Source organism: Mycobacterium sp. SMC-14 (genome assembly GCF_046250075.1).
In the GTDB taxonomy this organism is placed as follows: Bacteria; Actinomycetota; Actinomycetes; order Mycobacteriales; family Mycobacteriaceae; genus Mycobacterium.
Genome location: NZ_CP176429.1, coordinates 2,871,921 through 2,896,996 on the forward strand (window position 1 = coordinate 2,871,921; position 25,076 = coordinate 2,896,996).

The 25,076-nt window shown below is 67.7% G+C and carries 27 protein-coding genes; 8 read left to right on the forward strand and 19 right to left on the reverse strand.

Annotation, left to right across the window (positions count from 1 at the left end):
• Nucleotides 1-20: 20 nt before the first annotated feature.
• From ACKY0W_RS13495 to ACKY0W_RS13520, 6 genes are all read right to left on the reverse strand, one after another.
• Entirely contained in the window at nt 21-1,226 is a 1,206-nt protein-coding gene (locus tag ACKY0W_RS13495) for a lipid-transfer protein (protein ID WP_409434468.1), read from the reverse strand.
• Between the two features lie 115 nt (nt 1,227-1,341).
• The gene (locus ACKY0W_RS13500; protein ID WP_409434469.1) at nt 1,342-1,977 is read right to left on the reverse strand and encodes a TetR/AcrR family transcriptional regulator; all 636 of its coding nucleotides are present in this window, start codon (nt 1,975-1,977) and stop codon (nt 1,342-1,344) included.
• A gap of 100 nt (nt 1,978-2,077) precedes the next feature.
• Nucleotides 2,078-3,055 carry a DUF2804 domain-containing protein gene (locus ACKY0W_RS13505; protein ID WP_409434470.1) on the reverse strand — a complete coding sequence of 326 codons (978 nt, stop codon included), beginning with the start codon at nt 3,053-3,055 and terminating at the stop codon, nt 2,078-2,080.
• Between the two features lie 7 nt (nt 3,056-3,062).
• Entirely contained in the window at nt 3,063-3,953 is an 891-nt protein-coding gene (gene truB, locus ACKY0W_RS13510) for a tRNA pseudouridine(55) synthase TruB (protein WP_409434471.1), read from the reverse strand.
• Nucleotides 3,950-4,609 carry a 4'-phosphopantetheinyl transferase gene (locus ACKY0W_RS13515; RefSeq protein WP_409434472.1) on the reverse strand — a complete coding sequence of 220 codons (660 nt, stop codon included), beginning with the start codon at nt 4,607-4,609 and terminating at the stop codon, nt 3,950-3,952. Before ACKY0W_RS13515 ends, truB begins: the two co-directional genes overlap by 4 nt.
• A complete protein-coding gene (locus ACKY0W_RS13520) occupies nt 4,606-5,577 on the reverse strand; it encodes a metallophosphoesterase family protein (RefSeq protein ID WP_409437778.1) in 972 nt (323 codons plus the stop codon). The genes ACKY0W_RS13515 and ACKY0W_RS13520 overlap by 4 nt, the downstream gene beginning before the upstream one ends.
• A 109-nt stretch (nt 5,578-5,686) precedes the next feature.
• On the opposite strand from ACKY0W_RS13520, the gene ACKY0W_RS13525 reads away from it, so the two are divergent.
• Together ACKY0W_RS13525 and ACKY0W_RS13530 are read left to right on the forward strand one after the other, a co-directional pair.
• Nucleotides 5,687-6,271: a DUF3558 domain-containing protein gene (locus ACKY0W_RS13525; RefSeq protein WP_308483552.1), complete on the forward strand. Its 585-nt coding sequence runs from the start codon at nt 5,687-5,689 to the stop codon at nt 6,269-6,271.
• Between the two features lie 4 nt (nt 6,272-6,275).
• Nucleotides 6,276-7,925, forward strand: a complete 1,650-nt coding sequence (locus ACKY0W_RS13530; RefSeq protein WP_409434473.1) for a CocE/NonD family hydrolase — start codon at nt 6,276-6,278, stop codon at nt 7,923-7,925.
• Here the strand turns inward: ACKY0W_RS13530 and ACKY0W_RS13535 are convergent.
• Complete coding sequence (locus ACKY0W_RS13535; protein WP_409434474.1) at nt 7,872-8,648, reverse strand: DUF5642 family protein; 777 nt, start codon at nt 8,646-8,648, stop codon at nt 7,872-7,874. The two genes, ACKY0W_RS13530 and ACKY0W_RS13535, sit on opposite strands and share 54 nt — an antisense overlap.
• Nucleotides 8,621-8,950 (reverse strand): hypothetical protein, encoded by a 330-nt coding sequence (locus ACKY0W_RS13540; RefSeq protein WP_409434475.1) that lies wholly within the window; start codon nt 8,948-8,950, stop codon nt 8,621-8,623. Before ACKY0W_RS13540 ends, ACKY0W_RS13535 begins: the two co-directional genes overlap by 28 nt.
• A 492-nt stretch (nt 8,951-9,442) precedes the next feature.
• On the opposite strand from ACKY0W_RS13540, the gene ACKY0W_RS13545 reads away from it, so the two are divergent.
• Nucleotides 9,443-9,754 carry a hypothetical protein gene (locus tag ACKY0W_RS13545; RefSeq protein ID WP_409434476.1) on the forward strand — a complete coding sequence of 104 codons (312 nt, stop codon included), beginning with the start codon at nt 9,443-9,445 and terminating at the stop codon, nt 9,752-9,754.
• 25 nt (nt 9,755-9,779) lie between these two features.
• Here ACKY0W_RS13545 and ACKY0W_RS13550 read toward each other — a convergent pair whose 3' ends face one another.
• Entirely contained in the window at nt 9,780-10,331 is a 552-nt protein-coding gene (locus ACKY0W_RS13550) for a DUF1802 family protein (RefSeq protein WP_409434477.1), read from the reverse strand.
• Nucleotides 10,332-10,364: 33 nt separating this feature from the next.
• Here ACKY0W_RS13550 and ACKY0W_RS13555 point away from each other — a divergent pair, with 33 nt between their 5' ends.
• On the forward strand, nt 10,365-11,120 hold the full coding sequence (locus ACKY0W_RS13555) for an enoyl-CoA hydratase (protein WP_409434478.1): 756 nt from the start codon (nt 10,365-10,367) through the stop codon (nt 11,118-11,120).
• Between the two features lie 61 nt (nt 11,121-11,181).
• On the opposite strand, the gene ACKY0W_RS13560 is transcribed toward ACKY0W_RS13555, so the two are convergent.
• A complete protein-coding gene (locus ACKY0W_RS13560) occupies nt 11,182-12,891 on the reverse strand; it encodes a hypothetical protein (protein WP_409434479.1) in 1,710 nt (569 codons plus the stop codon).
• 230 nt (nt 12,892-13,121) lie between these two features.
• Between ACKY0W_RS13560 and ACKY0W_RS13565 the strand changes: the two genes are divergently transcribed.
• Nucleotides 13,122-13,511, forward strand: coding sequence for a hypothetical protein (locus ACKY0W_RS13565; RefSeq protein ID WP_409434480.1), 390 nt, complete (start codon nt 13,122-13,124; stop codon nt 13,509-13,511).
• A gap of 11 nt (nt 13,512-13,522) precedes the next feature.
• Here the strand turns inward: ACKY0W_RS13565 and ACKY0W_RS13570 are convergent, their stop codons facing one another.
• From ACKY0W_RS13570 to rimP, 8 genes are all read right to left on the reverse strand, one after another.
• On the reverse strand, nt 13,523-14,083 hold the full coding sequence (locus tag ACKY0W_RS13570) for a sugar O-acetyltransferase (protein WP_409434481.1): 561 nt from the start codon (nt 14,081-14,083) through the stop codon (nt 13,523-13,525).
• A gap of 11 nt (nt 14,084-14,094) precedes the next feature.
• Nucleotides 14,095-15,435, reverse strand: coding sequence for an MATE family efflux transporter (locus ACKY0W_RS13575; protein WP_409434482.1), 1,341 nt, complete (start codon nt 15,433-15,435; stop codon nt 14,095-14,097).
• Nucleotides 15,428-16,441, reverse strand: a complete 1,014-nt coding sequence (locus ACKY0W_RS13580; RefSeq protein ID WP_409434483.1) for a DHH family phosphoesterase — start codon at nt 16,439-16,441, stop codon at nt 15,428-15,430. The genes ACKY0W_RS13575 and ACKY0W_RS13580 overlap by 8 nt, the downstream gene beginning before the upstream one ends.
• Complete coding sequence (gene rbfA / locus ACKY0W_RS13585; RefSeq protein WP_409434484.1) at nt 16,401-16,880, reverse strand: 30S ribosome-binding factor RbfA; 480 nt, start codon at nt 16,878-16,880, stop codon at nt 16,401-16,403. The genes ACKY0W_RS13580 and rbfA overlap by 41 nt, the downstream gene beginning before the upstream one ends.
• Entirely contained in the window at nt 16,880-19,669 is a 2,790-nt protein-coding gene (gene infB / locus ACKY0W_RS13590; RefSeq protein WP_409434485.1) for a translation initiation factor IF-2, read from the reverse strand. Before infB ends, rbfA begins: the two co-directional genes overlap by 1 nt.
• 66 nt (nt 19,670-19,735) lie before the next feature.
• On the reverse strand, nt 19,736-19,996 hold the full coding sequence (locus tag ACKY0W_RS13595; RefSeq protein ID WP_406759209.1) for a DUF448 domain-containing protein: 261 nt from the start codon (nt 19,994-19,996) through the stop codon (nt 19,736-19,738).
• 211 nt (nt 19,997-20,207) lie between these two features.
• On the reverse strand, nt 20,208-21,251 hold the full coding sequence (gene nusA / locus ACKY0W_RS13600; RefSeq protein ID WP_409434486.1) for a transcription termination factor NusA: 1,044 nt from the start codon (nt 21,249-21,251) through the stop codon (nt 20,208-20,210).
• The gene (gene rimP / locus ACKY0W_RS13605; RefSeq protein WP_409434487.1) at nt 21,248-21,781 is read right to left on the reverse strand and encodes a ribosome maturation factor RimP; all 534 of its coding nucleotides are present in this window, start codon (nt 21,779-21,781) and stop codon (nt 21,248-21,250) included. Before rimP ends, nusA begins: the two co-directional genes overlap by 4 nt.
• 247 nt (nt 21,782-22,028) lie before the next feature.
• Between rimP and ACKY0W_RS13610 the strand changes: the two genes are divergently transcribed.
• From ACKY0W_RS13610 to ACKY0W_RS13620, 3 genes are read left to right on the forward strand one after another with little or no spacing between them, the layout of a single operon-like run.
• On the forward strand, nt 22,029-22,481 hold the full coding sequence (locus ACKY0W_RS13610) for a hypothetical protein (protein WP_409437779.1): 453 nt from the start codon (nt 22,029-22,031) through the stop codon (nt 22,479-22,481).
• The gene (locus ACKY0W_RS13615) at nt 22,478-22,936 is read left to right on the forward strand and encodes a ferritin-like domain-containing protein (RefSeq protein ID WP_409434488.1); all 459 of its coding nucleotides are present in this window, start codon (nt 22,478-22,480) and stop codon (nt 22,934-22,936) included. Before ACKY0W_RS13610 ends, ACKY0W_RS13615 begins: the two co-directional genes overlap by 4 nt.
• Complete coding sequence (locus ACKY0W_RS13620) at nt 22,933-23,295, forward strand: DUF732 domain-containing protein (RefSeq protein WP_409434489.1); 363 nt, start codon at nt 22,933-22,935, stop codon at nt 23,293-23,295. The genes ACKY0W_RS13615 and ACKY0W_RS13620 overlap by 4 nt, the downstream gene beginning before the upstream one ends.
• On the opposite strand, the gene ACKY0W_RS13625 is transcribed toward ACKY0W_RS13620, so the two are convergent.
• Entirely contained in the window at nt 23,292-25,055 is a 1,764-nt protein-coding gene (locus ACKY0W_RS13625) for a proline--tRNA ligase (protein ID WP_409434490.1), read from the reverse strand. The two genes, ACKY0W_RS13620 and ACKY0W_RS13625, sit on opposite strands and share 4 nt — an antisense overlap.
• Nucleotides 25,056-25,076: the final 21 nt, after the last annotated feature.

Genomic DNA, 25,076 nt, shown 5'->3' on the forward strand with positions numbered 1-25,076 from the left:
TCTCCTGCGCTGTCGATGGTTTAGCGCTCGGCGCGCTGGTAAGCGGTGACCACGGCGGCGCCGCCGAGGCCGATGTTGTGTTGGAGGGCTGCGGTGACACCCGGCACCTGGCGCTTGTCGGCGTCACCGCGTAGCTGCCAGGTCAGTTCGGAGCACTGCGCCAATCCGGTGGCGCCCAGCGGATGTCCCTTGGAGATCAGGCCGCCGGACGGGTTGACCACCCAGCGCCCGCCGTAGGTGGTGTCGCCGTTGTCGATCAGTCTGGGCGCGTCGCCCTCGGCGCAGAGACCCAATGCTTCGTAGAGCAGCAGCTCGTTGGCGGAGAAACAGTCGTGCAGCTCGATCACCTGGAAGTCGTCCGGTCCCAGGCCGGACTGCTGATAGACACGTTGCGCGGCTTGCACATTCATGTCGTAGCCGATCAGGTTCTTGGCAGAGCCGTCGAAGGTGGAGCCGAAGTCCGTGGTCATCGCCTGCCCGACGATCTCGATCGCACGACCGGCCAGGCCGTGCTTGTCGACGAACGCCTCGCTGGCCAGGATCGCCGCACCGGAGCCGTCCGAGGTCGGCGAGCACTGGAGTTTGGTCAGCGGGTCGTAGATCATCCGCGAGCCCAGGATGTCGTCGAGGCTGTATTCGTCCTGGAACTGGGCGTAGGGATTGTTGACCGAATGTTTGTGGTTCTTGTAGCCGATCTTGGCGAAATGCTCGGCGGTGGAACCGTGTTGCTTGATGTGTTCGCGGCCGGCGGCACCGAACATCCACGGCGCCACCGGGAACAGCACTTCAGAGATCTCGGCCAGTGCGAGCACATGCTTTTCCATCGGCTGGGCGCGGTCATCGTAGGTGGACCCCAGTGAGCCGGGTTTCATCTTCTCGAAGCCCAGCGCGATGGTGCAGTCGGCCAGCCCGCCCCGGATCGCCTGGGCGGCAAGGTAGAGGGCGGTCGACCCGGTCGAACAGTTGTTGTTGACGTTGACGACCGGGATTCCGGTCAGCCCCAGCTCGTAGAGGGCCCGTTGGCCGGAGGTGGATTCGCCGTAGACGTAACCGACGTAGCCCTGTTCCACCTCGCGGTAGTCGATCCCGGCATCGGCCAGCGCCTTGGTGCCGGATTCTCGGGCCATGTCCGGGTAGTCCCATGCCGATCCGTCATCGCTGGTTCGCCGGCCTGGCTTCTCGAACTTCGTCATCCCGACGCCGATCACATACACCTTGTTCGCCATGGTTCCCTTTCGCGTCCGACCAGTGGCTAGAAACATACAGACCTGATTGCATCTTTACAAGGATGCGCGAAGGGCCCCTGAGGGCAAGATTGCGGTGAGTTGTCGTCCTGCGAATTCAGCCGGATTGCGGCAGCACGCCGGCCGCGACCTGACGCAGGTGCACACAGGCGCGATCCCAGCGCCGCCGGGCGCGCTGCGCATCGTCGTCGACGAAGTTCGACACCAGGATGCCGCGCAGCGCATCCATCGCGGTGTAGACGACGTTGCGAATCTCCTTCTGCGCCGGGTGACCGGGCATCAACTGGGCGATCGCGGCGACCAGGGTCCCGTTGACGACGCCTTCCACCCGTTCGATGTGCTGCGCGAGGACGCGGTCGGTGCGGGCGGCGACCCAGAGTTCCACGGTGGCAATGAACATCGGCCCCTGGTGGGCTTCCCAGAGGAAGTCCAGGGCTGTCTTGACCGGGTCCGGAATCGACCGGACCTGGCCGAGTTCACGAATGGCCGCCTGGGTGCGTTGCTGGGCCAGGTGCTCGACGGCGGCGACGACGAGGTCCTCTTTCGACCGGAAATGATGGATCTGGGCACCCCGGGTGACGCCGGCCAGTTCGGCGATACGCGGTGTCGTGGTGCCGGAGTAGCCGTAGCTCACCAGACATTCGATGGTGGCGTCGAGCAGGCGGGTCCGCATCGCGGCACTGCGTTCGGCCTGGGTACGCCGCACCGCAGGTGCACTACCGCTCGCCGCCATCCCGCCACCTCCACCAGTTTCCGGCCACAACTCGCGCGTCAGCATAACTTCGCAGCGACACGTTTACATACGTTCTCGTTGGCATGTAACTAGATAGTGTTCACCAGAGCATGTGCACCTGTTCGGCCCAACCGAGTAGGCCACCCACGGCAATACTCGCCCCGTCGTCGGTGCGAATCCGGCCGTCGTAGTGCCCGAAGCACTGATGGGTCCCCGGCAACGGTGACCGGTGATGGAACGGGGTGAACGTCAGCTCCACCTGGTCACAGTCGGGCGTGCGGATCGTCCACGGCCCGGAGTATTCCGGGTAATGCCAGTCCAGTTCGGCGCCGATCTTGGTCAGTCGGCCATCCACGCAGAGCGCGTTCTCGGTGCTTTCGGTGCCGACCGTCCACTTGCCCCCGAGCTGCAGGCCGACCGTGCGGCCGTCGGTGTGCCCAGAGGCCGCGCCCCAGTTCCACACGATGTTGGCCGGCCAGCGACCGCGCCCGTGGTCGAGCACCCCCCACCCGCCGGCGAAGTCGTAGGTGTCGCCACCGATCCGCACGACACCCGAGGCCGGCCGCGCGGTGTGCTTGGCGGTGTACTGGAATCTCTTCTCGCTCCACGGCACCACCACCGCCAGCGTCTCGTGGCCGGGCGGCAGGGTCACAAACAGGTCACCGGTCATCGGGCCGTCAGAAGTCTTGCAGGAGAAACGGATCCGCGTGCCGTCGGGTTCGGAGGTGAGGTCGATCGCGGCCAGGCCACGAGCGCGGACCGGTCCGCCATCGAGGCTGGTAGGCAACGTTATCCCCCACCCGCCCGGGTGCAGACAACTGCGACCGACCTCACGCCCGGAATAGTCCAGGAAGAAGACGTTGCTCACCCCGAGGTAGTCGAGGTCGGCGACGGTGATCGCGATCAGGTGGGTGGGTGTCGTCAGACACCAGTACTCCCACCGCTTGGTGCGGCCCCAGCCACGCAGGTTGCAGCGGTGCAGCGGTGTTCGGGTCCAACCGACGGCAGCCGGGTTCAGCAATCCGGACGCGGTGCACAGATCGACAGCCTCGGTGATCTCGCGCTCCTCGGTGGCCATCGGCGGACTATAGCGTCGCCGGCCGGATGACGACCACCGACTTGGTCCGCCGCCCCGAATCCTCCAGTAGCGCGATCACCCGGCCATCGGCATCGGTTGCGGCATAGATCCCGTCGATGTCCGCCGGTGCCAACGGCCGACCGTGGCTGACGTCGAGCGCCTCGTCGACGCCCAGGTCCCGGCGCGGAAAGGTCTGCAGGCAGGCGTCATCCAGGCTGTAGCTCAGTTGCGGGTTCTCCCCCAGCGCGTCGAGGGTGCGAGCCTGATCCAGCCCGAAGCTGCCGGCCCGGATACGCCGCAACGCGGTCAGATGACCGCCCACCCCCAGCTCGCTGCCCACGTCACGGGCCAGTGCCCGGATGTAGGTCCCCGCCGAACAGTCCACCTCGACGTCCAGATCGACGAAGGGATCGTCACGCCGTACCGCCAACAACTCGAAACGCTCGATACGCACCGGGCGGGCCGGCAGCTCAACGGCGCGGCCCTCCCGGGCCAACTGATAGGACCGCTTGCCGGCGACCTTGATGGCGCTGACTGCCGAGGGCACCTGCTCGATGTCGCCGCGCAGTCCGGCGATCGCCGCGGCGATCTGACCGTCGGTGATGTGCGCCGCCGAAGTCGTGGTCAGCACCTCGCCTTCGGCGTCCTCGGTCGAGGTGGTCTGCCCCAACCGGATGGTGGCGGCGTAGGACTTCTGCGACGCGGTCAGCAACCCCAGAATCTTGGTAGCCCGTTCGATGCCGACCACCAGCACCCCGGTGGCCATCGGGTCCAACGTGCCGGCGTGGCCGACCTTGCGGGTCCCGAAGAACCTTCGGCACCGCGAAACGACGTCGTGGCTGGTGATTCCGGCGGGCTTGTCGACGATCACCAGTCCGGCCGGCGGCGGCGCGCTCACAGCACGATCGCCGTTAGCACCAGGCCGCCTGCCACCGACCATCGCCCGCGCAACTCCGTCAGCGGAGGTCCGGACAGCGCCGCGGGATCGATCAGGATGCGGGAGCGAAAGCTGCCGTCGGGGTCGAAGGTGATGTGGGCGTCCTCGAAGCCCAACCACCGCCGGGTCAGCGGGAACCACACCTTGTAGGTGGCTTCTTTGGCGCAGAACAGGATTCGGTCCCAATGCCAGTCTTGCGGCAGCGCTGCGAGTTCGTCACGTTCGACAGGCAGACTGACGGCTTTGAGCACACCGTCGGGCAGCACGTCGTGGGGTTCGGCATCGATACCCACCGATCGCACGTCGCCGCTGCGGCCTACCACCGCGCCTCGAAAGCCCGCACAGTGCGTCAGGCTGCCGACAACGCCCTCGGGCCACGTGGGCTCGCCCTTCTCCCCTTTGAGGATCGGGACCGGCGGTTGACCGAGCTGTTCCAACGCCAGCCGAGCGCAGTAACGCGCGGTGATGAATTCGTTGCGGCGCTTGGCAACCGAACGGGCCACCAGCGGCTCTTCCTCGGGCAGCGGAGCCAATCCCGGAGGATCGTCGTAGCGTTCGGCCCAGGCCAGCGAGCCCGCCGGCGCTCCTTCGAGCACCCGGTCCAGCAGCTTGCTCATCGCGCCTGCCGCTGGCGCAGCCGCTCGGCGAATTTCGCACTGGCCTCGCGCATTTCGTCGGTGATGGCGAAATGGCCACCGAACTCATTGAGGTAACCGGCCGGGTATTGCGGATCGGGCAGTATCTGGCGCAGCCACCGGTGCGGCGGGCGTCGACGCCACTCTCGGGGATAGCCGACCGACACCTCTTCGAAGCGCACGCCGTCGTAGTACGTGGTACGCGGGATATGCAGGTGGCCGTAGACCGAACACGTCGCGTTGTAGCGGGTGTGCCAGTCGGCGGTTTCGACGGTGCCGCACCACAGCGAGAACTCCGGATAAAACAGTGCGTCGCAGGGCTGGCGCACCATCGGGAAATGGTTGACCAGCACGGTCGGCGTCATCCAGTCGAGGTCTTCGAGCCGCTTACGGGTGACCGCGACCCGATCGCGGCACCAAGCGTCGCGGGTGCCGTAGGGCTCGGGCGACAGCAGGAACTCGTCGGTGGCCACCACGTTGTTCTCCCGCGCGATGGCCAGCCCCTCGGCCTTGCTCGTCGCTCCGGCCGGAAGGAACGTGTAGTCGTAGAGCAGGAACATCGGCACAATAGTGGCCGGGCCACCCTGCTCGGTCCAGACCGGAAAGGGGTGCTCGGGTGTGATGACGCCCATCTGGTCGCACATGTCGACCAGATAGTCGTAGCGCGAGCGGCCGAACACCTGCATCGGGTCCTTGTTGGTGGTCCACAGCTCGTGGTTTCCCGGGACCCAGATCACCTTGGCGAACCGCTTGCGCAGCAGATCCAGCGCCCAGCGGATCTCGTCGGTGCGCTCCGCGACGTCACCGGCGACGATCAGCCAGTCGTCACCGGTGGCCGGATGCAGCGCCTCGGTGATCGGCTTATTGCCCAGGTGACCGGTGTGCAAGTCGGAGATCGCCCACAGGGTGGGGCCGTCTGCGGCCCTGCGCTCGTGGGTGGTCACGGGGATCCAGCCTAATGGAGGCGCAGAATTAGAACGTGTTCTTGCCTTCCGGGCAGTGGCCGCCGCCACAACTTGTACACTCCCGGCAGAACACCGGGTGGAAGCGAGGAGTGTCATGCTCACCAAACTGCGTCTGATCACCGCGTTGGGAGCGCTGGTGATGGCCGTCGTGATGGTCTGGCAACAGACACCCCCCAACCGGGACGTCGCCGGCGGGTCCGCGGTGCAGTTGCGTTCCACGGCGATACCGCTGGCACCCCCGACCACCTCGAGCAAGGCGGTCAACATCACCAACCCGCGTCCGTTCGACGCCTGCGAGGACATCCCCTACGACGTCATCGCACAGTTGGGGCTGGCATTCACTCCGCCCAAGCCGGTCGAAGGTGTGCGCTGCGAATTCGACTCCGGCAACTACCAGATGGCCGTCGAGACGTTCGTGTGGCGCAGCTACGACGAGTCGATTCCGGCCGACGCAATCGAGATGGACATCAACGGGCACCGGGCGGCGCAGTACTGGGTCATGAAGCCCACCGAGTGGAACAACCGGTGGTGGTTCTCCTGCATGGTGGCGTTCAAGACCAGCTACGGACTGATCCAGCAGTCGCTGTACTACTCGCCGGTGTACTCCAACCCGGATGTGGACTGCCCCACCGAGAACCTGATGCGCGCTCACCAGCTGGCCCCGCACTACAAGTACTGATCGCGTGGCCACCACCTCGCCGCGCATTGCCGATGTTGTGGTGAACCGGGCGCTGCGGCGCCTGCCGCCGCCCACCACCGGCTACACCGTGCTCCGGGAACACATCCCGATGCGCGACGGGGTCGCGCTGCGCGCCGACCACTACCAACCGACCGGCGACGTGGTCGGCACCCTGCTGGTGCGCTGCCCCTATGGCCGCAAGTTCCCGTTCTCGCTGGTATTCGCTCGGATGTACGCCGCGCGCGGGTACCGGGTGATCTTGCAGAGTGTGCGCGGCACCTTCGGTTCCGGCGGGGTGTTCGAGCCGATGGTCAACGAGGCCGCCGACGGCGCCGACACCGTCGCCTGGCTGCGCACGAGGGCGTGGTTCACCGGATCCTTCGGCACCATCGGGCTGTCGTATCTGGGCTTCACCCAGTGGGCGTTGCTCGCCGACCCGCCGCCCGAGCTGACCGCCGCGGTCGTCACCGTCGGACCGCACGATCTGTACCAGTCGACGTGGGGCGTGGGGTCATTCGCGCTCAACGACTTTTTGGGCTGGAGCCACATGATGGCCCACCAGGAGGTGCGTCCACGGATCCGAGCCGGCCTGCAACAGCTGACCGCCCAACGCAGGGTCAAGCGAGCCGCGGCTGCGTTGCCGCTGGGCTCGGCCGGCCGGGCCCTGCTGGGCGGCCGCTCCCCCTGGTACGAGTCCTGGGTCGAGCACCCTGATCGCGATGACCCGTTCTGGGACAGGTTGCGTCACCCGGTGGCGCTGGAGCAGACCCGGGTGCCGGTACTGCTGCTCAGCGGCTGGCAAGACCTGTTCTTGGATCAGGCGCTGGCCCAGTTCGCGACACTGCGCGACCGGGGAGCCGAGGTGGCGTTGACCGTCGGCCCTTGGACCCACACCGAGATGCTGACCAAAGGACTGCGCACCGTCACTGCGGAATCCCTGGCCTGGCTCGGCACTCACCTGGCCGGCACGGACGAGGCCTCGCGGACCAGCCCGGTGCGTGTCGCCGTCACCGGCCGCGGGAGCTGGCGTGAGTTTCCGGATTGGCCTCCGGAGTCAACCGGCCGAAGCTGGTGGCTGCGGCCCGGCGGGCGGCTGGCCGACTCTCCCATGGCCGCCGGTACGACAGACTCGGCGAGCTTTCACTACGATCCCGCCGACCCCACTCCCACGGTGGGCGGGCGATTGCTTGCCCCGGGCGGCGGCTATCAGCGCGACGACGTGTTGGCGCGCCGCGCCGACGTGCTGGCCTTCACCGGGGAGCCGCTGACCGGGGATGTCGAGGTGTTCGGCAGCCCGGTGGTGGAGCTGGCCCATTCCAGCGACAACCCGCACGTCGACGTGTTCGTCAGGGTCAGCGAGGTCGACGCCCGCGGACGCTCGCGCAATGTCAGCGACGGCTACCGGCGGCTGAACCAGAGCACGGGGACAGTCCGTATCGAGCTGGACCAGATCGCCCACCGATTCGCGGCAGGCTCACGAATCCGGCTGTTGATCGCCGGCGGCTGTCACCCCCGATTCGCACGCAACCTGGGCACCGACGAGCCCGCTATCAGCGGCGCCTCCCAGCGACCGGCAACGCACACGGTGCGGCTGGCCGGCTCACGGTTGCTGCTGCCCACGGACCGCCGCGACGGCTTTGACCAGCAGGTCTGACATCAGCCGCTGCGGGTCCAGCTGCTCATCCGCGCTGCCCATGACCACGACCGACGTTCGTTCGTCGAGCGCCGCCGTGTACAGATAGTCGGGGTCCTCCTCGGGGTTCGCCACACTCAGCTTCACCCCGGTCGTGGTGGCGCCGGCGATGGCAGGGGCCGGGATCCGCTCCACGGTCCCGGTCGCCTCCGGCGAACCGGCCAGCGAGATCCGATCACAGCCCGCCGGTTCAGACTCAGCCGCAACGGGATTGGGCGATCGCAAGGCGACAACGTACATGTTGCCCTGATCTCCCTGCCCGATCACACCGGCAGCTTCGGTGCCGACCGTCGGATCGACATACGGCGGGATGACCACCGACCGGCACTGCGGCGGGTCCACCTGGGCGTCGGTGAACGCCGCGACCGCGGACCCGTCGATGTCGGACTGGCCCAGCGTCTTTGCCGGGTGCGCCTGCGCCGTGAAGCCTTGCGGAAAGTCGTCGGCGACGGCGCCGACTTGCGAGATGTCGTAGGGTGCCGGGCTCGGCTCCGCGGCGGGCGGTTGGGACGCAACCGGCCCCGCCGGGGCGACTTCGGTGCTGGCGCCGCACCCGGCGAGGGTTGCCCCGACGCCGAGTGCGGCCAGCACTACCAGCCCGTGCCTGGCGGCATATCGTCGACCGCGGTCAAGACGTGGCTTGGCCGACACTTCGATCACCACCACCACCACCAGCGATGCCACAGATGGTGATGGCGCCACCAGTGATGGTGCCGACCCCACCATTGCGGCATGGGCGCCATGCGCATGTCACTGGCGAACACGGTGTCCGCCGGTGCGCGATCGATACCGACGCGATTGCCCAGCGCGACCGGGGCGCCGTCCGGATTCCCGACCACGTGGACCGCGGCGGGCGGTGGTACGGCAACCTCCCCCGGGGAAGCCTGCGCCGGCCCCGTCGCGCCGACCAACAGCGCGCCGGCCAATGTCCCTGCGCCGATCGCCCCAGCGGCCACGCGCCGACACGAATTGCGTGAAATCAACATGATTTCCTCCCTCGTCAAGATTCCCGAATCATCTTGATATTCGCAGGTTAGCACCGCGAAAAGCACTCGACAACGGTCCGATTAACAATTTTTTTGCTTTCCAAATATCTCGCTTCAATCGCATGTTGTGCTGCTATTTCCGCAGTTCAAGGCCCATCTACTGATCTACTGATCCACTGACTCACGGATGTCCGTATTTCATGGAATGATGATCGATCAAGCCGGTCTAATATTTCTTTAATATTGTATAGATAATGGCCCGAAAAATTGTTGCCAGGTAGATTCGCGCTGGCTTGACCGGGACTCGGCATCCTCCGACTGACCGCTGAATGCGCGCATGCGATCACCACAAGCCCACGCAGCCCTCAGCGCGACTTCAGACGATCACCCTCGCGGCCGCCGATCGGGCGCCCTGGTCAACCGCGACGGTTGACGGGCTACTCTGGCGTGAGTACCCAGGGTGAGGTTCCACCGCAACCGAAGGTCCATACGATGAGAGCAGCTGCCAGCGATCCCCTCGACAACCGCAGGTTGGGTGTCCCGGCCACCGGCTGGACACCGCCCCGCGAAACCGGAATGAAGCCGACCGAGCCGATCCCGCTGCGTCAAACCCGCACCCGCCGCACTGTCGATCTGTCGCCGGCCCAACATCGCGGGCTCGACCTGTGGCAACGCGACGCCGCCGACCGGGTGGGATGCGCTCGCATCACCGGACAGGAAGTCATGACGGCGTTGATCGACCAACTGCTCGCCGACCCCGAACTCTCGGCGCAGATCATTCGGACCCTGAGGTCCCGTCGATAGCCCAGCTCTGAGCCCCACGAGGCCGTCAACCGACGGTGTCGCGAATCCGGGTAGTCACCGCGTCGAGCTCGTGGACGGCATAAACCGGGGCGCCCAGCTCCGGGTCGTCGATCGGTAGCTGCACCCAGCTGGCGCAGCCGGCGTAGTCGGGGCTGCGAAGCAACCGCACCGGCGCCGACAGCGGGAACACCTGAACCACCAGGGCCGTCAACCGATGTTTGGGCCGGAAATCAACCCGATCGGCGCGCACCGATTCAGTGGTCCAGATGTGCAGGTCCGCGATGTCCTCCAACGCCTCTGGCCGCTCAACCGGCAGCGCCGCAACGACATTGGCTGCGGCCCGCACCAGCACCTGCTCCGCGGTGGAATCGGCGGCCGCCGGCACGATCAGATCGCGATGTTCGGGACGAACCCGCTCGGCGTGACTGTGTACCGATGTCGGAAACAGCAGGAATTCCTCGGCGCTGACATCGAAGCGCTTCTCGTGAATACCGCCTTTACGCAGCAGGATTCGTTGCCGGCCGGCCAACAGCGCGGCGACGACAGCGCTCCACTCCTTCAACGCCATACCGTGCATTCCGTCCAGCGTAGCCGGGGCTACGGTGAACCGATGAGCGACGACATTCTGCAGGTCCAGACCCAGGACCGAATCCGCACCCTGACCCTGAACCGCCCGCAGGCGCGTAATGCGCTCTCCGGCGCGTTGCGTGAGGCCATCTTCAGCGCGCTGGCCGATGCCGACGCCGACGCCGATGTCGACGTGCTGATCCTGACCGGTGCCGATCCGGTGTTCTGCGCCGGTCTGGATCTCAAGGAATTCGGCGAATCCACTGGGCTGACGGATATTTCCCCGCAGTGGCCGCCGATGACCAAGCCGGTGATCGGTGCCATCAACGGCGCAGCGGTCACCGGCGGACTCGAGTTGGCGCTGTACTGCGACGTCCTGATCGCTTCGGAACAGGCCCGGTTCGCCGACACCCATGCTCGCGTCGGTCTGCTGCCTTCCTGGGGTCTCAGCGTTCGACTCCCCCAGAAGGTCGGAGTGGGCTTGGCCCGCCGGATGAGCCTGACCGGCGACTACCTGTCGGCAGCCGACGCGCTGCGGGCCGGGTTGGTCACCGAGGTGGTGCCACACGCCGAGCTGCTGACCGCGGCGCGCCGGGTGGCCGCCTCGATCGTCGGCAACAACCAGGCCGCGGTGCGTGCGCTGCTGGCCTCCTATCACCGCATCGACGAGTCGCAGACCGCCACCGGACTGTGGCTGGAGGCGATGGCGGCCAAGCAGTGGCTGAACACCGTGACCGGCGCCGACGTCGCCGCCAACCGGGCGGCCGTACTGGAACGTGGGCGCGCCCAGGTGCAGTAAAAAAACACGTCCCGGACGGCACTTGCGGCACCGTCCGGGACGTGTCGGTTGAGGCGAACTACTAGAAGTCGAGCCCCAGGAATGCAGCGCCCGGGTCCATCAACGCCGAGGCGTCGAAGCCACCGAACAACCCGCTCAGGTCGAAGTCGCCGAACGGGGTGACGAAGGTGTCGGTGACGGTGCTGTCGGCGCCGTCCAGACCGGGGATCGCGGAGTAGACGTTGGCGAAACCACCGCCGAGGTTCAAAACGCTGTACACCGAACCCAGCGCCGGCAGGTCCCCGGCGTCGCCATCACCTGGCGTCACGCTGTCGATGACGAACTCGGTGGTGGTCAGGCCCAACAACTGGGTGACGGTCTCCTGCGCGTGTGCGGTGCCCAAAAGGTCGGTGCCGTCATAGATGTTGAAGTCCTGCGACGTGATCGGCAGCGGGAAGTAAGTGCCGCCGAGGTCGAGGCCGGGCGTACCGCCGCCGATGTTGAGGAACGGCAGCGCACCGACCGTTTGGAAGACCGGCGCGAATCCCGGGGTGGCGTCGGCTCCGGTCCCGGTGAACGGGTCGAAGGTGGTGCCGCCGATGGTGAAGGCGTCCTGGCCCACAGCACTATCGCTCAGCGCGCCGAACGCGGCTCCCGGGTCCATCGAGATCCCGCCGGCCATGCCGCTGAACAGCCAGCTCAGGTCCATGCTGCCGAACGGGGTCACGAACGTGTCGGTGATGGTGCCGTTTTCTCCCGGGGTGGCGACGTAGACGTTCGCGAAGCCACCTCCGAAGTTGAACGCGTCATAGACGGTGCCCACCGCAGGCAGGCCGTCACCGGTGTCCGAGCCGTCGGTGACGATGAGCTGGGTGTTGGTCATGCCCAGCAGGTTGGTCACGTCCACGGCGGTGTTGATGGTGCCGAGCTGGGTGGCGTCGTCACCCGTGCCGCTGTACACGTTGAAGTCCTGCGAGGCGAGACCGTTGCCTTGGTGGCTCGGGTCACCCAGAGAAGCGCCGCCGATGGCCAACAGCGGCGCCGCACCACCGAGAGCGGTGATCGGGGCGAAACCCTCCACCGCAGAGTCGCCGGTGCCGGTGAACGGATCCAGGGTGAGGCCACCGATGGCGAAGGCGTCCTCGCCACCTCCGGACGCCCCAGCCTGCAGCGCGTCGAAGGCGTCGCCCGGCAGCAGCGGGTCCGCCGCATTGAAGCCGGCAAACATCGAGCTCAGGTCCATGCTGCCCCAGGGCGTCACGAAGGTGTCAGTGACCGTCCCGTCCTCGCCGGGGGTGGCAACGTAGACGTTGGCAAAGCCCCCGCCGAAGTTGAACACGTCATAGACCGAGCCTGACGTCGGCAGATCTGCTGCCGACCCGCCGGAGGCCGCGGTGACGTCCGTGACGGTGAACTGGGTGTTGGTGAAGCCCGCAAGGTTGGTGACGACCACGCTGGAGTTGACGCTGCCCAGGCTGGTGCCGTCCGCGCCGTACACCTCGAAGTTCTGGGGAGCGGTCGGCAGCAGACCACCGGGGCTTCCGCCGCCCAAGGTCAACAGTGGCGCAGACCCGGTGAGCGGGTGGACCAGGGAGAAACCCTCCGCGCCGGTGGCATCGTTGAAAGGATCGAACGTGTATCCGCCAATGGTGAAGGCGTCGGCGCCGGTGGCACTCGGCGCGACAACATCGTCACTCGGGCCTGCAACGGCGACCGCGGCCTGTAGGAACGCCGCAGTAAGTAGCCCACCCCCGGTGGCCAGACCTGCGGCGATCAGTCGGTAATGCATCATTTTCGAGCTTCCCCATCTCCGTCGTATTCCCAAGCCAGTGGGTTACATCCCCAGGGTCAGGCGTGTGTAACTGGTAACAACGCGCAGAACGCTACCCGCGAGTAACCTAAATGTATAGATAGGCAGTGTAGATTTTTCCTGTCAGTTGACTGGACAAATGGAATGCCTCGACGCCCTGCAGCAGGGTTACCGTGAGACAGCAAACCGGACCTACCCAGGTGGACTCAGTCGTGGCTCAGAACTACCCGCCCTACCCCCAGTGGCCCTACGGCAACGTCGCTCCGCCGCCACGCCGGCAGGCCTGGGATGTCATCGCCGCATCGCTCCTTGCGGTGCTACTGCTGCTGGCCTGCGGCCTGGGTCTCATCTATTCGATGTTCGCCGGCATGGCGACCGACGTGTGCTCCAGTGCCCATCGCTGCAGTGACAACCTGATCAATGCGGCCTACCTGGTGGCCTGGGGCGGCATCGGTGCTGCCGTGCTCACCACGCTGGTGGGCATGAGCGTCAGCGCGCGCCGACGGAACCGCATGCTCACCTGGCCGGCACTGGGCTGGTTGATCTTCATCGCCACCTTCGTCACCGGCGGTTTCCTGTTGAACGCCGGCGTGGGCGGCTGACGGCTGGCGGGCTAGCCGAGCGGTCGAAGGATCCGACAGGGATTTCCTGCCGCGAGCACGCCGGCCGGTAGGTCTCGGGTCACTACGCTGCCGGCCCCCACCACGGTGTCGGCGCCGATCGACACCCCGGGGCACACGATCACCCCCGCGGCCAGCCAGACATTGTCACCAATGGTGATCGGAGCGGCCGATTCCCAGCCGGCCCGCCGCGCGTCGATGTCGTCGACGGGGTGCAGCGCCGTAAGCAGTTGGGCACGGGGTCCGATCGATACGTCGTCACCGATAGTGATGGGCGCACAGTCCAGAAAGACCGCGTCGTAGTTGACGAAGCAGTTGGCGCCGATGCTGGTGTATATGCCGTAGTCGCAACAGAATCGGGGCAATATCTCCGAGTTCGCTCCGAAGGATCCGAACAGTTCACCCAGCAGTTCACGGCGGGTGTCCGCGTCGTCCGGCCCGGTGGCGTTGAACGCCGCCACCACACGCTGACATGCCTGCCGGCCGGAAACCAGGTCCGGGTCATCGGGCCGATACGACTCGCCGCGCAGCATCCGTTCTCGCTGACTGCTCACGCCAGCCGATCCTACGGCCGTCCGGCCCGCACCCAGCGCCCGGAAAGCGCCCGCCACCCGACGAACAACAACCGCAGCACCAGAGAAGCGGTCAGGCCCGACCATATTCCGGCAAGCCCCCAACCGAAGGCCAACGACAGCCACACCAGCGGCAGGAAACCGACCAGCGCGCTGACTACGGTGGCGGTACGCATGAACGCCGTGTCACCGGCTCCCAGCAACACTCCATCGAGCGCGAAAACGATTCCGGCAATGGGCAATTGGGCCACCAGAAACCACCAAGGCACCCCGACGGCGGTCAGCACCGCGACATCGTTGGTGAACAAACCCGGTAGGAGGCGCGCACCGAGTGCCAATCCCGCCGCCAGCACGGCAGCAGCGACCAAGGAGAACAGCGTGACCCGGCCCGCCACCGACTTGGCATGACGGACATCGGATGCGCCCAACGCTGCGCCCACCAACGCCTGCGCGGCGATGGCCAGCGAATCAAGGGCCAACGCCAGGAAGTTGAACAGCTGCAACACGATCTGGTGGGCGGCCAACGCCGCGGCACCGAAGCGCGCCGCGACCGCGGCAGCCGAGACGAAGCTGACCTGAAAGGCCAGCGAGCGCGCGATGAGATCGCGTGCCATGACCAATTGCGCCCGCAGTACCGCGCCGTCGGGCTTGCAGGACACCGGTTCGCAGCGCAGCGCACGCAGGAACAACAGCGCGGCAAGCCACTGGCCCGCGCAGTTTGCCACCGCCGAACCCGCCAGACCCCAGCGCGGCATGCCCAGACCGCCGAACACCAGCAGCGGGCATAACAATGCCGAAAGCGCGAAGCCCGCAACCACATAGCGCGGCGGCCGCGCCGTGTCCTGCACCCCTCGTAGCCATCCGTTGCCCGCCAACGACACCAGAATTGCCGGAGCGCCGAGAATGGCGATCCGCAGCCATGGCAGGGCTGCTTGCGCGATGCTGTCACGCCCGGACACGGCCGAGACCAGCGGCACCGCCACTGCCTGCACCACAAGCACGACCAGCACGCCCAGACCCAAGGCGAGCCAGGTGGCCTGCACCCCCTCGGCGACCGCCGCGGAACGATCGCCGGCACCGAAATGCCGCGACGAGCGCGCCGTCGTTCCGTAGGACAGGAATGTGGCCTGCGAGGCGACCAGACTCAGGATCAGCCCGCCGATCGCAAGACCGGCCAGACCCACGGCGCCGAGCCGGCCGACGACAGCGGTATCGAACAGCAGATACAGCGGTTCGGCGGCCAACACCACCAGCGCCGGCAGGGCCAGCGCCGCGATCTGGGGGTACCTCCCGCTTGCGGGGGACTTCGTCCCGGCGCCGGACTCCTCAACCAAGGCCGGCGACCAGCGCGGCGACCACGTCCTGTGCCGTACCGGCGACCGTGTACCCGGCGGCCAGGCGGTGACCGCCGCCGCCGAAAGCCACAGCCACGGCGCTCAGGTCCACCGCCGACTTGGCACGCATCGACACTGCCCAGCACCCCGGCTCGGTCTCCTTGAACACCGCCGCCACCTCGGCTTGAGCGGTGGTACGCACGATGTCGACGATGCTCTCCACCTCCTCGGGCCGCGCCGCGGTCCACTCGGCATGGTCGACCACCGCGTAGACCAGCCCGCGCCCGCCCGCCGCGTCCGGTAGCAGTTGCGCGCCCGCCAGCACCCGCGACAGCATCGTCAGCCAGCCGAACGGATGGGTGTCCATGACGGTGCGGGTGACCGCCGCGTTGTCGACCCCTGCTTCCACCAGGCGCGCCGCCAGCCGATGTGCGCGAGCACTGGCCCACCGGAACGACCCGGTGTCGGTGGCCAGCCCCGCATACAGGCAGTGCGCCACGTCGGCGTCTATCGGCTCGCCCCAGGCGTCGAACAGCTGCGCCACCATCATCGTCGTCGAATCCGCCGATGCATCAATGAAATTGGCCGTGCCGAATAACTGGTTCGAGGCGTGATGGTCGATCACCAGCAGCTCGCGGCCGACAGCCAGCTGCCCCAGTTCCCCCAGCCGATCCGCGCTCGAGACGTCGACCGTCACCACCAGATCGACGTCACGACGCATCACATCCGGACCGACCAGCAGTTCGGCGCCCGGCAACGATTGCAACGACTGCGGAAGTGCCGCCGGCCGAGCAAAACTGACTTCGACGGTCTTGCCGCGCCGTCGCAGGACCGACGCCAACGCCAGCCCCGCACCGATGGTGTCGGCGTCGGGATGCACATGACAGATCACCGCCAGCGTGCTCGCGCCCGCCAGCAGTTCCACGGCTTCGGCGGCGTCCACCCGCCGACTCGTGGGCAGCGGGTCAGTCGCCCGACTGCTCACCGTCACCGCTGTCGTCGGCATCGGGTTGTCCCGGTGCCTCGCGATACGGGTTGGCGTCCCCGACCGGCTGCTTGCCCTCCCGTATCCGGGCCAGGTCGGCGTCGGCGGCTTGAGCTGCGGCCAGCAATTCCGACATCCGATGGGCAGCGTCGGGCACGGTGTCCCGGACGAACGTCAGGGTCGGGGTGAACCGCACCCCCGTGCCTGCCCCGACCTTGGACCGCAGCACGCCCTTGGCGCTCTCCAACGCCGCAGCGGCGCCGCCGTAGTCGGGGTCCTCGTCCAGGGAGCGGCCCAGCACCGTGTAGTACAGGGTCGCGTCGTGCAGGTCAGCGGTCACCTTCGCGTCGGTGATCGTCACGCCGGCCAGCCGCGGATCCTTGATCTCGTACTCGATCGCCGAGGCGACGATCGTGGAGATCCGCTTGGCCAGCCGGCGTGCCCGTGCCGGATCAGCCACTACGTCCGCGCCTTCTCGACGAGCTCGTAGGCCTGGATGACGTCGCCTTCCTTGATGTCGTTGTAGGTCAGTGTCAGACCACATTCGTAGCCGTCGCGGACCTCGGTGACATCGTCCTTCTCCCGCCGCAACGAGGAGATCGTGACGGTCTCGGCGATCACCACGTTGTCACGCAGCAACCGCGCCTTGGCGTTGCGACGCATGATGCCCGAGGTGACCAGGCAGCCCGCGATGTTGCCCACCTTGGAGGAGCGGAACATGGCGCGAATCTCGGCGCGCCCCAGTTCCTTCTCCTCGTAGATCGGCTTGAGCATGCCCTTGAGCGCGCTCTCGATCTCGTCGATGGCCTGGTAGATGACCGAGTAGTACCGGATCTCCACACCCTCGCGGTTGGCCAGCTCAGTGGCCTTGCCCTCGGCACGGACGTTGAACCCGATGATGATCGCGTCCGACGCCGATGCCAGGTTGACGTTGGTCTCGGTGATGCCACCGACACCGCGGTCGATGACCCGCAGCTGCACCTCGTCGTCGATCTGGATCCCCATCAGGGCCTCTTCCAGCGCCTCGACGGTACCGGCGTTGTCGCCCTTGAGGATCAGGTTCAGCTGGCTGGTTTCCTTCAGCGCCGAGTCCAGGTCCTCCAGGGAGATCCGCTTGCGCGATCGCGCGGCCAGCGCGTTGCGCTTGCGGGCGTTGCGCTTGTCGGCGATCTGGCGGGCGATCCGGTCCTCGTCGACAACCAGCAGGTTGTCACCGGCACCGGGCACCGAGGTGAAGCCGATGACCTGCACCGGCCGCGACGGGGTCGCCTCTTCGACATCCTCGCCGTGCTCGTCGACCATCCGACGGACTCGGCCGTAGGCGTCGCCGGCGACGATCGAGTCGCCGACCCGCAGCGTGCCGCGCTGAATCAGCACGGTGGCCACCGGGCCGCGACCACGGTCCAGGTGGGCCTCGATCGCCACACCCTGGGCCTCCATGTCGGGGTTGGCCCGCAGGTCCAGGGCGGCGTCGGCGGTCAGCAGCACCGCCTCCTCGAGCGCGGCGATGTTGGTGCCCTGCTTGGCGGAGATGTCGACGAACATGGTGTCGCCGCCGAAGTCCTCGGCAACCAGTCCGTACTCGGTGAGCTGCCCGCGGATCTTGGCCGGGTCGGCACCTTCCTTGTCGATCTTGTTGACCGCCACCACGATCGGCACGTCGGCAGCCTGGGCGTGGTTGATGGCCTCCACCGTCTGGGGCATCACGCCGTCGTCGGCGGCCACCACCAGGATCGCGATGTCGGTGGCCTTGGCGCCACGGGCACGCATGGCGGTGAACGCCTCGTGACCCGGGGTGTCGATGAAGGTGATCAGCCGCTCGGAGCCGTCGAAGTCGACGCCCACCTGATAGGCGCCGATGTGCTGGGTGATGCCACCGGCCTCGCCCTCGCGGACGTTGGCCTTGCGGATGGTGTCCAGCAGTCGGGTCTTGCCGTGGTCGACGTGACCCATGACGGTCACCACCGGCGGGCGGCTCTGCAGGTCTTCCTCGCCGCCTTCGTCCTCGCCGTAGGTCAGGTCGAAGGACTCCAGCAGCTCGCGGTCCTCGTCCTCGGGCGAGACGACCTGCACCACGAAATTCATCTCGCTGCCCAGCAGCTCCAGCGTCTCGTCGCCGACCGACTGGGTGGCGGTGACCATCTCGCCGAGGTTGAACAGCGCCTGCACCAGAGCGGCCGGGTTGGCGTTGATCTTGTCGGCGAAGTCGCTCAGCGATGCGCCGCGGGCAAGCCGGATGGTCTCGCCGTTGCCGTGCGGCAACCGCACACCACCGACGACCGGTGCCTGCATGTTCTCGTACTCGGCGCGTTTCGCCCGCTTCGACTTGCGTCCCCGCTTGGGTGCACCGCCGGGCCTACCGAACGCGCCGGCCGCGCCACCGCGCTGGCCGGGACGACCGCCGCCGCCACCGCCACCGGGACGCCCCCGGAAACCTCCGGCTCCGGCGCCTGCGGGACCACCCGCGCCGCCGGGACCGCCGGCGCCGCCGCCGCGGTAGTTACCGCCCGGACCGCCGCCGGGACCGCCGGGACGACCACCGGGGCCACCGGGACGGCCACCGCCGCCGGGCCGCGGCGGGCCGCCGGGACGTGCCGGGCGACCCTGCGCGCCGAAGTTGCTGGTGCGTCCGGGCATGTTGCCCGGTGTCGCGCCGCCGCCCGGACGGGGCATGCCGGGCCGGGGGGCTCCTCCCGGCCGGGGCGCCGCCTGCGGGTGCGGACGCGGAATGGCGCGCTCGACCGGCTGCGCCGAGGAGAACGGGTTGTTGCCGACGCGCGGGGTGCGGGCTCCGGGCTTGGGACCCGGTGCTGCCGGCCGGGGGCCGGGCGCCGGCGGCGCTGCCGGCGACGGTGCTGCGGCGGCCGGTGGCGGGGTCTCGGCCGCGGGCGCGGCCGGTGCGGCCGGTGCCGCTGGAGCTGCCGGGGCCGCCGGCTTGGCTGCGGCCGGGACGGGGGCGGCAGGCTTGACAGCCTGGCCCTCAACGGCAGCAGCCGGTGCCGGCTTCGCCGGTCCCGGAGTGGCCGCCGGGGCCGGAGCGGCCTTGGCGGGCGCCGGGGCCGCGGGCGCTTCGGCCTTCGGCGCGGGCTTGCCGCCGCCGAAGGACTCGCGTAGCCGCCGCGCGACGGGGGCTTCCACGGTTGAGGATGCCGATTTGACGAATTCGCCCTGTTCGCTCAGGCGGGCGAGAACTTCCTTGCTGGTGACACCGAGTTCCTTGGCCAACTCGTGTACGCGGGCCTTTGCCACTACATCTCCTGTCTATGAGGCGACAGCGGTGGTGGGCCGCGCCTCGGGTTTAGCTATGACGCATGGTCATCGGGACTTCACGGTGTGCTCATGTTCTTCGCTACCTGTTCTGTTGACCGGGGCGGCGAGCTGATCTTCGACTCCTTCGAAGTACTCCTCCACCCCGGATACATCCGGGGAACCGCTGATCCGCAGCGCGCGCGCGAATGCCCGTCTCCGAATCGCCGCGTGCAGGCACTCCGACGCGGGATGCAACCAAGCACCTCGCCCCGGCTGGTTGCCCGCGCGGTCAACGATCACGGCACCGTTGCCGTTCTCGGTTGACACCGCGACCACCCGACGCAATTCGACGGTCAACGCACGTTTCCGGCATCCGACACACGTGCGCACCGGTCCATCTGGGGAACGGTGCGTCCGCGAGGCGGCTGGCGAAGTCTCGCGCTGGATCACGGCTCAGTCTACCCATACAACGGCGATGACCCGAACCACCCGAACCAACCCGGCGCTGCGCTACCGGGTGCTCCTGGTCGCGTCCCGCTCAGCGCTCCTGGCCCACGCCCTGACCTGCCGCGCGTTCAGCGCCATCGGCATCAGTCTCGGGGGTGTCACTGCGGATATCGATGCGCCAACCGGTCAGCCGGGCTGCCAGCCGGGCGTTCTGACCTTCCTTGCCGATGGCCAAGGAAAGCTGGAAGTCGGGGACGACCACCCGGGCGGCACGAGCCGCCTGGTCTATCACCGTCACCGACATCACCTTGGCGGGCGACAGCGCGTTGCCGACGAAGCGCGCCGGGTCCTCGTCGTAGTCGATGATGTCGATCTTCTCGCCGGCCAGCTCGCTCATCACGTTGCGCACGCGCTGGCCCATCGGACCGATGCAGGCACCTTTGGCATTGAGCCCGGGAACCTGCGAGGCCACCGCGATCTTGGACCGGTGGCCGGCCTCGCGGGCGACCGCGACGATCTCCACCGACCCGTCGGCGATCTCGGGGACCTCCAAAGCGAACAGCTTGCGCACCAGGTTCGGGTGGGTACGCGACAGCTCGATACGCGGTTCGCGCAGGCCCCGGGTCACGCCGATCACGTAGCAGCGCAGCCGGTCGCCGTGGTCGTAGGCCTCGCCGGGCGCCTGCTCCGCGGGGCGGATGACGCCATCGAAGCCCTTGGCCTCGGTGCCCAGCCGCACCACGATCACACCGCGGGCATTCTCCCGGGCGTCGCGCTGAACGACGCCGGCGACGATGTCGCCCTCCCGCGCCGAGAATTCGCCGTAGGCCTTCTCGTTCTCGGCGTCACGCAGTCGCTGCAGGATCACCTGGCGGGCCGTGGTCGCCGCGATACGGCCGAAACCCTCGGGCGTGTCGTCGTATTCGCTGATCACGTTGCCGTCGGTGTCGGTCTCGCGGGCCAGCACCCGCACCACGCCGGTCTTGCGGTCGACGTCGATCACCGCGTCGGCCTGATGGCCTTCGGTGTGGCGGTATGCGGTGAGCAATGCCGATTTGATCGTGTCCACGACCACGTCAACCGAGATGCCCTTGTCTGCCTCGATCGCATGCAGCGCGGCCATGTCGATGTTCATGCTCCGGCCTCCGTTCCCGCCTCCGGGGCCTGCCGGCCCGCCAACTCCAACTCACGTTCACTCGGCGGTGCGAATTCGACCTGCACCACCGCTCGGCTGATCTCGCTCAGTGGCAGGCGGCGACGGTTCCAGTCGCGCCCGGCGCGCACCACCAGCGTCAGGACGTCGTCATCGACGACGCCCACCCGACCGGTCAGACCAGACCCGTCGGACAGCGTCAGCTCAACTTTGCGACCGTGCGCGCGCCGAAAATGCTTCGCGGTGGTCAGCGGCCGCCCCACCCCGGGCGAGCTGACCTCAAGCACGTATTGGCTGTCGAATTCCAGGGTGTCAAGCAGGTCCGATGCGGAGCGCGCCAACGCGGCGGCGGTGTCCAGATCAAGCGGGGTGTCGCCGTCGGCGACCACGGTGATTCGCGGGAGCGGGTCCCGATCGTCGACGACAACGTCTTCGATCTCGTATCCGGCGCGGGTGAACTCAGGATCGAGCAGCTCGATCACCTGTGTCTGGGAAGGTAGCCCGGTGGCCACGGCGAGCTCCTCATCTTGAGTTGTCCTTCTCGGCGCGTTCCCACGCGCCAGGCGCGGCCGGGAACCAGTCATCAACGATACGCCGTGGGAAACACACCCACAGCAAACCGGCAAAAGCGCCCGTCAGCGTACCGCGACCCGTTCGCGGCCACGTCGCGTCCTTACGGCGTAGTCGCAATGGCAGGATGTCAGGGTGCCCGGCCCCCTGTCCGCCATTGACCGACGGCGCGTGCTCACCGGCGCCGGGATGCTCGCCCTGCTGGCCCTTGTGGCGCCGGCCTGCGGCTCGGCTCCGACGGCGCCCGTCGTGGATGACCTGGAAGCGCAACGACAGTTGGCACTGCGCGACAGTGAGCTGGCTGCGGCGGCCGCCGCAGCACTGACCGACCCGGACTCCAAGGCGCTGGCCGCGGCGCTGGAACAGGTGTCGCAGGAGCGAACCGAGCACGCCCGGGCACTGGCCGCCGAGATCGCCCGCGCCTCCAGAAAGACGCCGGACGAGACCGAGACCACCACGCCCGGCGCCGCGCCGGATGCGCCCGCTCCGACGGCCTCGCAGGTGATCAACGCGTTGCGGGAGGCCGCCGACAGCGCCGGGAAACTGGCGGTCGCTTCGTCGGGTTACCGCGCCGGGCTGCTGGCCTCCATCGCCGCGGCATGCACGGCCTCCTACGCAGTTGCCCTGGTGGCGCAGGCATGACATCTCCGCAACCCAGCCCGAGCTCCGGCCCCGAAGCGGCCCTGACCGATGCGCTGGCCACCGAATACGGCGTCGTCTACGGCTACGGGCTGGTGTCGGCGTATTCGCTACCGGAATTCAACGATCTGGTGGTCACAACCATTCGACAGCACCGCGAACGCCGGGATCACACCATCGCGATACTGACCAGCCGCTCGATTGCCGTGCCGCCTGCGGCTGCCGGCTATCAGTTGCCTATGCCGGTGACCACGTCCAACGATGCACTGCGGCTGGCGGTCCGGATGGAAAGCGACACCGCGGCGGCCTGGCGTGCGGTCGTCGAGCAGGCCAGCGAGGCCACCGATCGGGAATTCGCGGCGACCGCGCTCGGTCAGAGCGCCGTGCTCGCCGCGCACTGGAACCGCGCACTGGGGAGTTGGCCGATCACCCAGGCCTTTCCAGGTGGCCAGGATTGAGCGAGACTGACCTCGACCGGGCGAAGGGAGCAGGGATGATGTCGGTGCACAAGCGTGGTGCCCTGATCGCGACCGTAGTAGGAGCAGGGGTGATGTTGGGTGCCGGACCGGCCGCCGCCTGGCCGATCCCCTACACCTCCGAGGACATCAGGTACCTCGATGCAACCCGCGGCAACTTTCCCGGCGACGACGACCAGCTCCTGCTGGCCGGAAAGCAGGTCTGCCGGCAGCTCTACACCGGCCAGTCTGCGGGAGCGGTGACCGACCAGGTCGCTGCACAGTACGGGGCCAGCCCCGAGCAGGCCGCCGTCGTGGTGCGCGCGGCGCGCAGCACCATGTGCACCCAGGCCCCGGGTTAACTGCCCTCAGCGCGGACCGCGGCCATGATCTGCCCGGCCAACTCCGCACCGACGGCCAGCTCGCGGGTCTGCCCCGAGAAGCGATCCCGCAGCTCGACAACGCCGTCGGCCCAGCCGCGCCCCAGTACGACGATCCACGGCACCCCGAGCAACTCGGCGTCCTTGAACTTCACCCCCGGGGAGGCCTGCCGGTCGTCAAAGAGCACCTCCAGACCAAGCCGGTCCAGTTCGGCGACCAGCTCGGTCGCGCCGTTGCGGGCGGCGTCGTCCTTGTTGGCGATCACCACATGCACGTCGAACGGTGCGACCTGCGACGGCCAGCGCAGACCCAGCTCGTCATGCTGCTGTTCGGCGATGACAGCCACCAACCGCGAGACGCCGACACCGTAGGAACCCATGGTGAGCCGCACCGGCCGGCCATCCTCACCGAGGACGTCGACAGCAAACGCGTCGGTGTACTTGCGGCCGAGCTGGAAGATGTGGGCGATCTCGATGCCCCGGGCACTGACCAGGGGGCCGGCCCCGTCCGGTGACGGGTCGCCGTCGCGGACCTCGGCCGCCTCGATGGTGCCGTCGGCGTGGAAATCACGCCCGGCGACCAGCCCAACGACGTGCTTGCTGGGCGCGTCGGCGCCGGTGATCCAGCTGGTGCCGTCCACCACACGGGGGTCGACCAGGTAGCGGACCCCGTTGTCCTGCAGTGCTTTCGGACCGATGTAGCCCTTCACCAGGAACGGGTGTTTGGCGAAATCACCGTCGCCGAGCAGTGCGTACTCGGCGGGTTCGAGCGCCGCCCCGAGCCGCTTCTCATCGATCTCGCGGTCACCCGGGACCCCGATGCCCAGCAGCTCCCACTCGCCATCGGGCTGACGGACCTTGAGCAGGACGTTCTTGAGGGTGTCGGCGGCGGTGACGAGGCGACTGAGGCCCAGATCAGCAGAGTTGGCCCAGTCCACCAGGGTGGCGATCGTCGGAGTATCGCCGGTGTCGTGAATCTGGGGCTCGGCCAAGCCATCGACCGGTCGCGGCTCGGGGCGGGCGGTGGTCACCGCTTCGACGTTGGCGGCGTAGCCGGACTCGTGGCAGCGCACGAAGGTGTCTTCACCGACCGCACTCTCGGCGAGGAATTCCTCGGAGGCCGATCCGCCCATGGCGCCGGACACCGCCGAGACGATCACGTACCGCACACCGAGCCGGTCGAAGATCTTCTGATAGGCCGCCCGGTGCGCATCGTAGGCGGTGGCCAGCCCGGCGTCGTTGACGTCGAAGGAATAGGAGTCCTTCATCACGAATTCGCGGCCGCGCAGGATGCCGGCTCGCGGTCGCGCCTCATCGCGGTACTTGGTCTGGATCTGATACAGCACCACCGGGAAGTCCTTGTAGGAGCTGTACTCCCCCTTGACCGTCAGGGTGAACAGTTCCTCGTGGGTGGGGCCCAGCAGGTAGTCATTGTCACGACGGTCCTTGAGCCGGAACAGGCTGTCGCCATATTCGGTCCAGCGGTTGGTGGTCTCGTAGGGTGCGCGCGGCAGCAGCGCCGGGAACAGGATCTCCTGGCCGCCGATGGCGTTCATCTCCTCGCGCACCACTCGCTCGATGTTGCGCAGCACCCGCAGGCCCAGCGGCAGCCAGCTGTACAGACCGGGTGCGATAGGCCGGACGTAGCCGGCCCGGATCAGCAGCTTGTGGCTGGGAACTTCGGCATCGGCGGGGTCGTCGCGCAGGGTGCGCAGGAACAGTTCGGACATCCGGGTGATCACAGGCCGAGAGCCTATCTTCAG

What these genes read in the sequence shown, in the direction of transcription:
- ACKY0W_RS13555 (WP_409434478.1), top strand. Translation starts at nt 10,365, where the DNA reads ATGAGCGACGACATTCTGCAGGTCCAGACCCAGGACCGAATCCGCACC.
- ACKY0W_RS13525 (WP_308483552.1), top strand. Translation starts at nt 5,687, where the DNA reads ATGCTCACCAAACTGCGTCTGATCACCGCGTTGGGAGCGCTGGTGATG.
- nusA (WP_409434486.1), bottom strand. Translation starts at nt 21,251, where the DNA reads ATGAACATCGACATGGCCGCGCTGCATGCGATCGAGGCAGACAAGGGC.
- ACKY0W_RS13550 (WP_409434477.1), bottom strand. Translation starts at nt 10,331, where the DNA reads ATGCACGGTATGGCGTTGAAGGAGTGGAGCGCTGTCGTCGCCGCGCTG.
- ACKY0W_RS13500 (WP_409434469.1), bottom strand. Translation starts at nt 1,977, where the DNA reads ATGGCGGCGAGCGGTAGTGCACCTGCGGTGCGGCGTACCCAGGCCGAA.
- ACKY0W_RS13505 (WP_409434470.1), bottom strand. Translation starts at nt 3,055, where the DNA reads ATGGCCACCGAGGAGCGCGAGATCACCGAGGCTGTCGATCTGTGCACC.
- ACKY0W_RS13580 (WP_409434483.1), bottom strand. Translation starts at nt 16,441, where the DNA reads ATGCCGACGACAGCGGTGACGGTGAGCAGTCGGGCGACTGACCCGCTG.
- ACKY0W_RS13495 (WP_409434468.1), bottom strand. Translation starts at nt 1,226, where the DNA reads ATGGCGAACAAGGTGTATGTGATCGGCGTCGGGATGACGAAGTTCGAG.
- ACKY0W_RS13515 (WP_409434472.1), bottom strand. Translation starts at nt 4,609, where the DNA reads ATGAGCAAGCTGCTGGACCGGGTGCTCGAAGGAGCGCCGGCGGGCTCG.
- ACKY0W_RS13545 (WP_409434476.1), top strand. Translation starts at nt 9,443, where the DNA reads ATGAGAGCAGCTGCCAGCGATCCCCTCGACAACCGCAGGTTGGGTGTC.
- ACKY0W_RS13540 (WP_409434475.1), bottom strand. Translation starts at nt 8,950, where the DNA reads ATGTTGATTTCACGCAATTCGTGTCGGCGCGTGGCCGCTGGGGCGATC.
- ACKY0W_RS13610 (WP_409437779.1), top strand. Translation starts at nt 22,029, where the DNA reads ATGCTCGCCCTGCTGGCCCTTGTGGCGCCGGCCTGCGGCTCGGCTCCG.
- ACKY0W_RS13560 (WP_409434479.1), bottom strand. Translation starts at nt 12,891, where the DNA reads ATGATGCATTACCGACTGATCGCCGCAGGTCTGGCCACCGGGGGTGGG.
- ACKY0W_RS13615 (WP_409434488.1), top strand. Translation starts at nt 22,478, where the DNA reads ATGACATCTCCGCAACCCAGCCCGAGCTCCGGCCCCGAAGCGGCCCTG.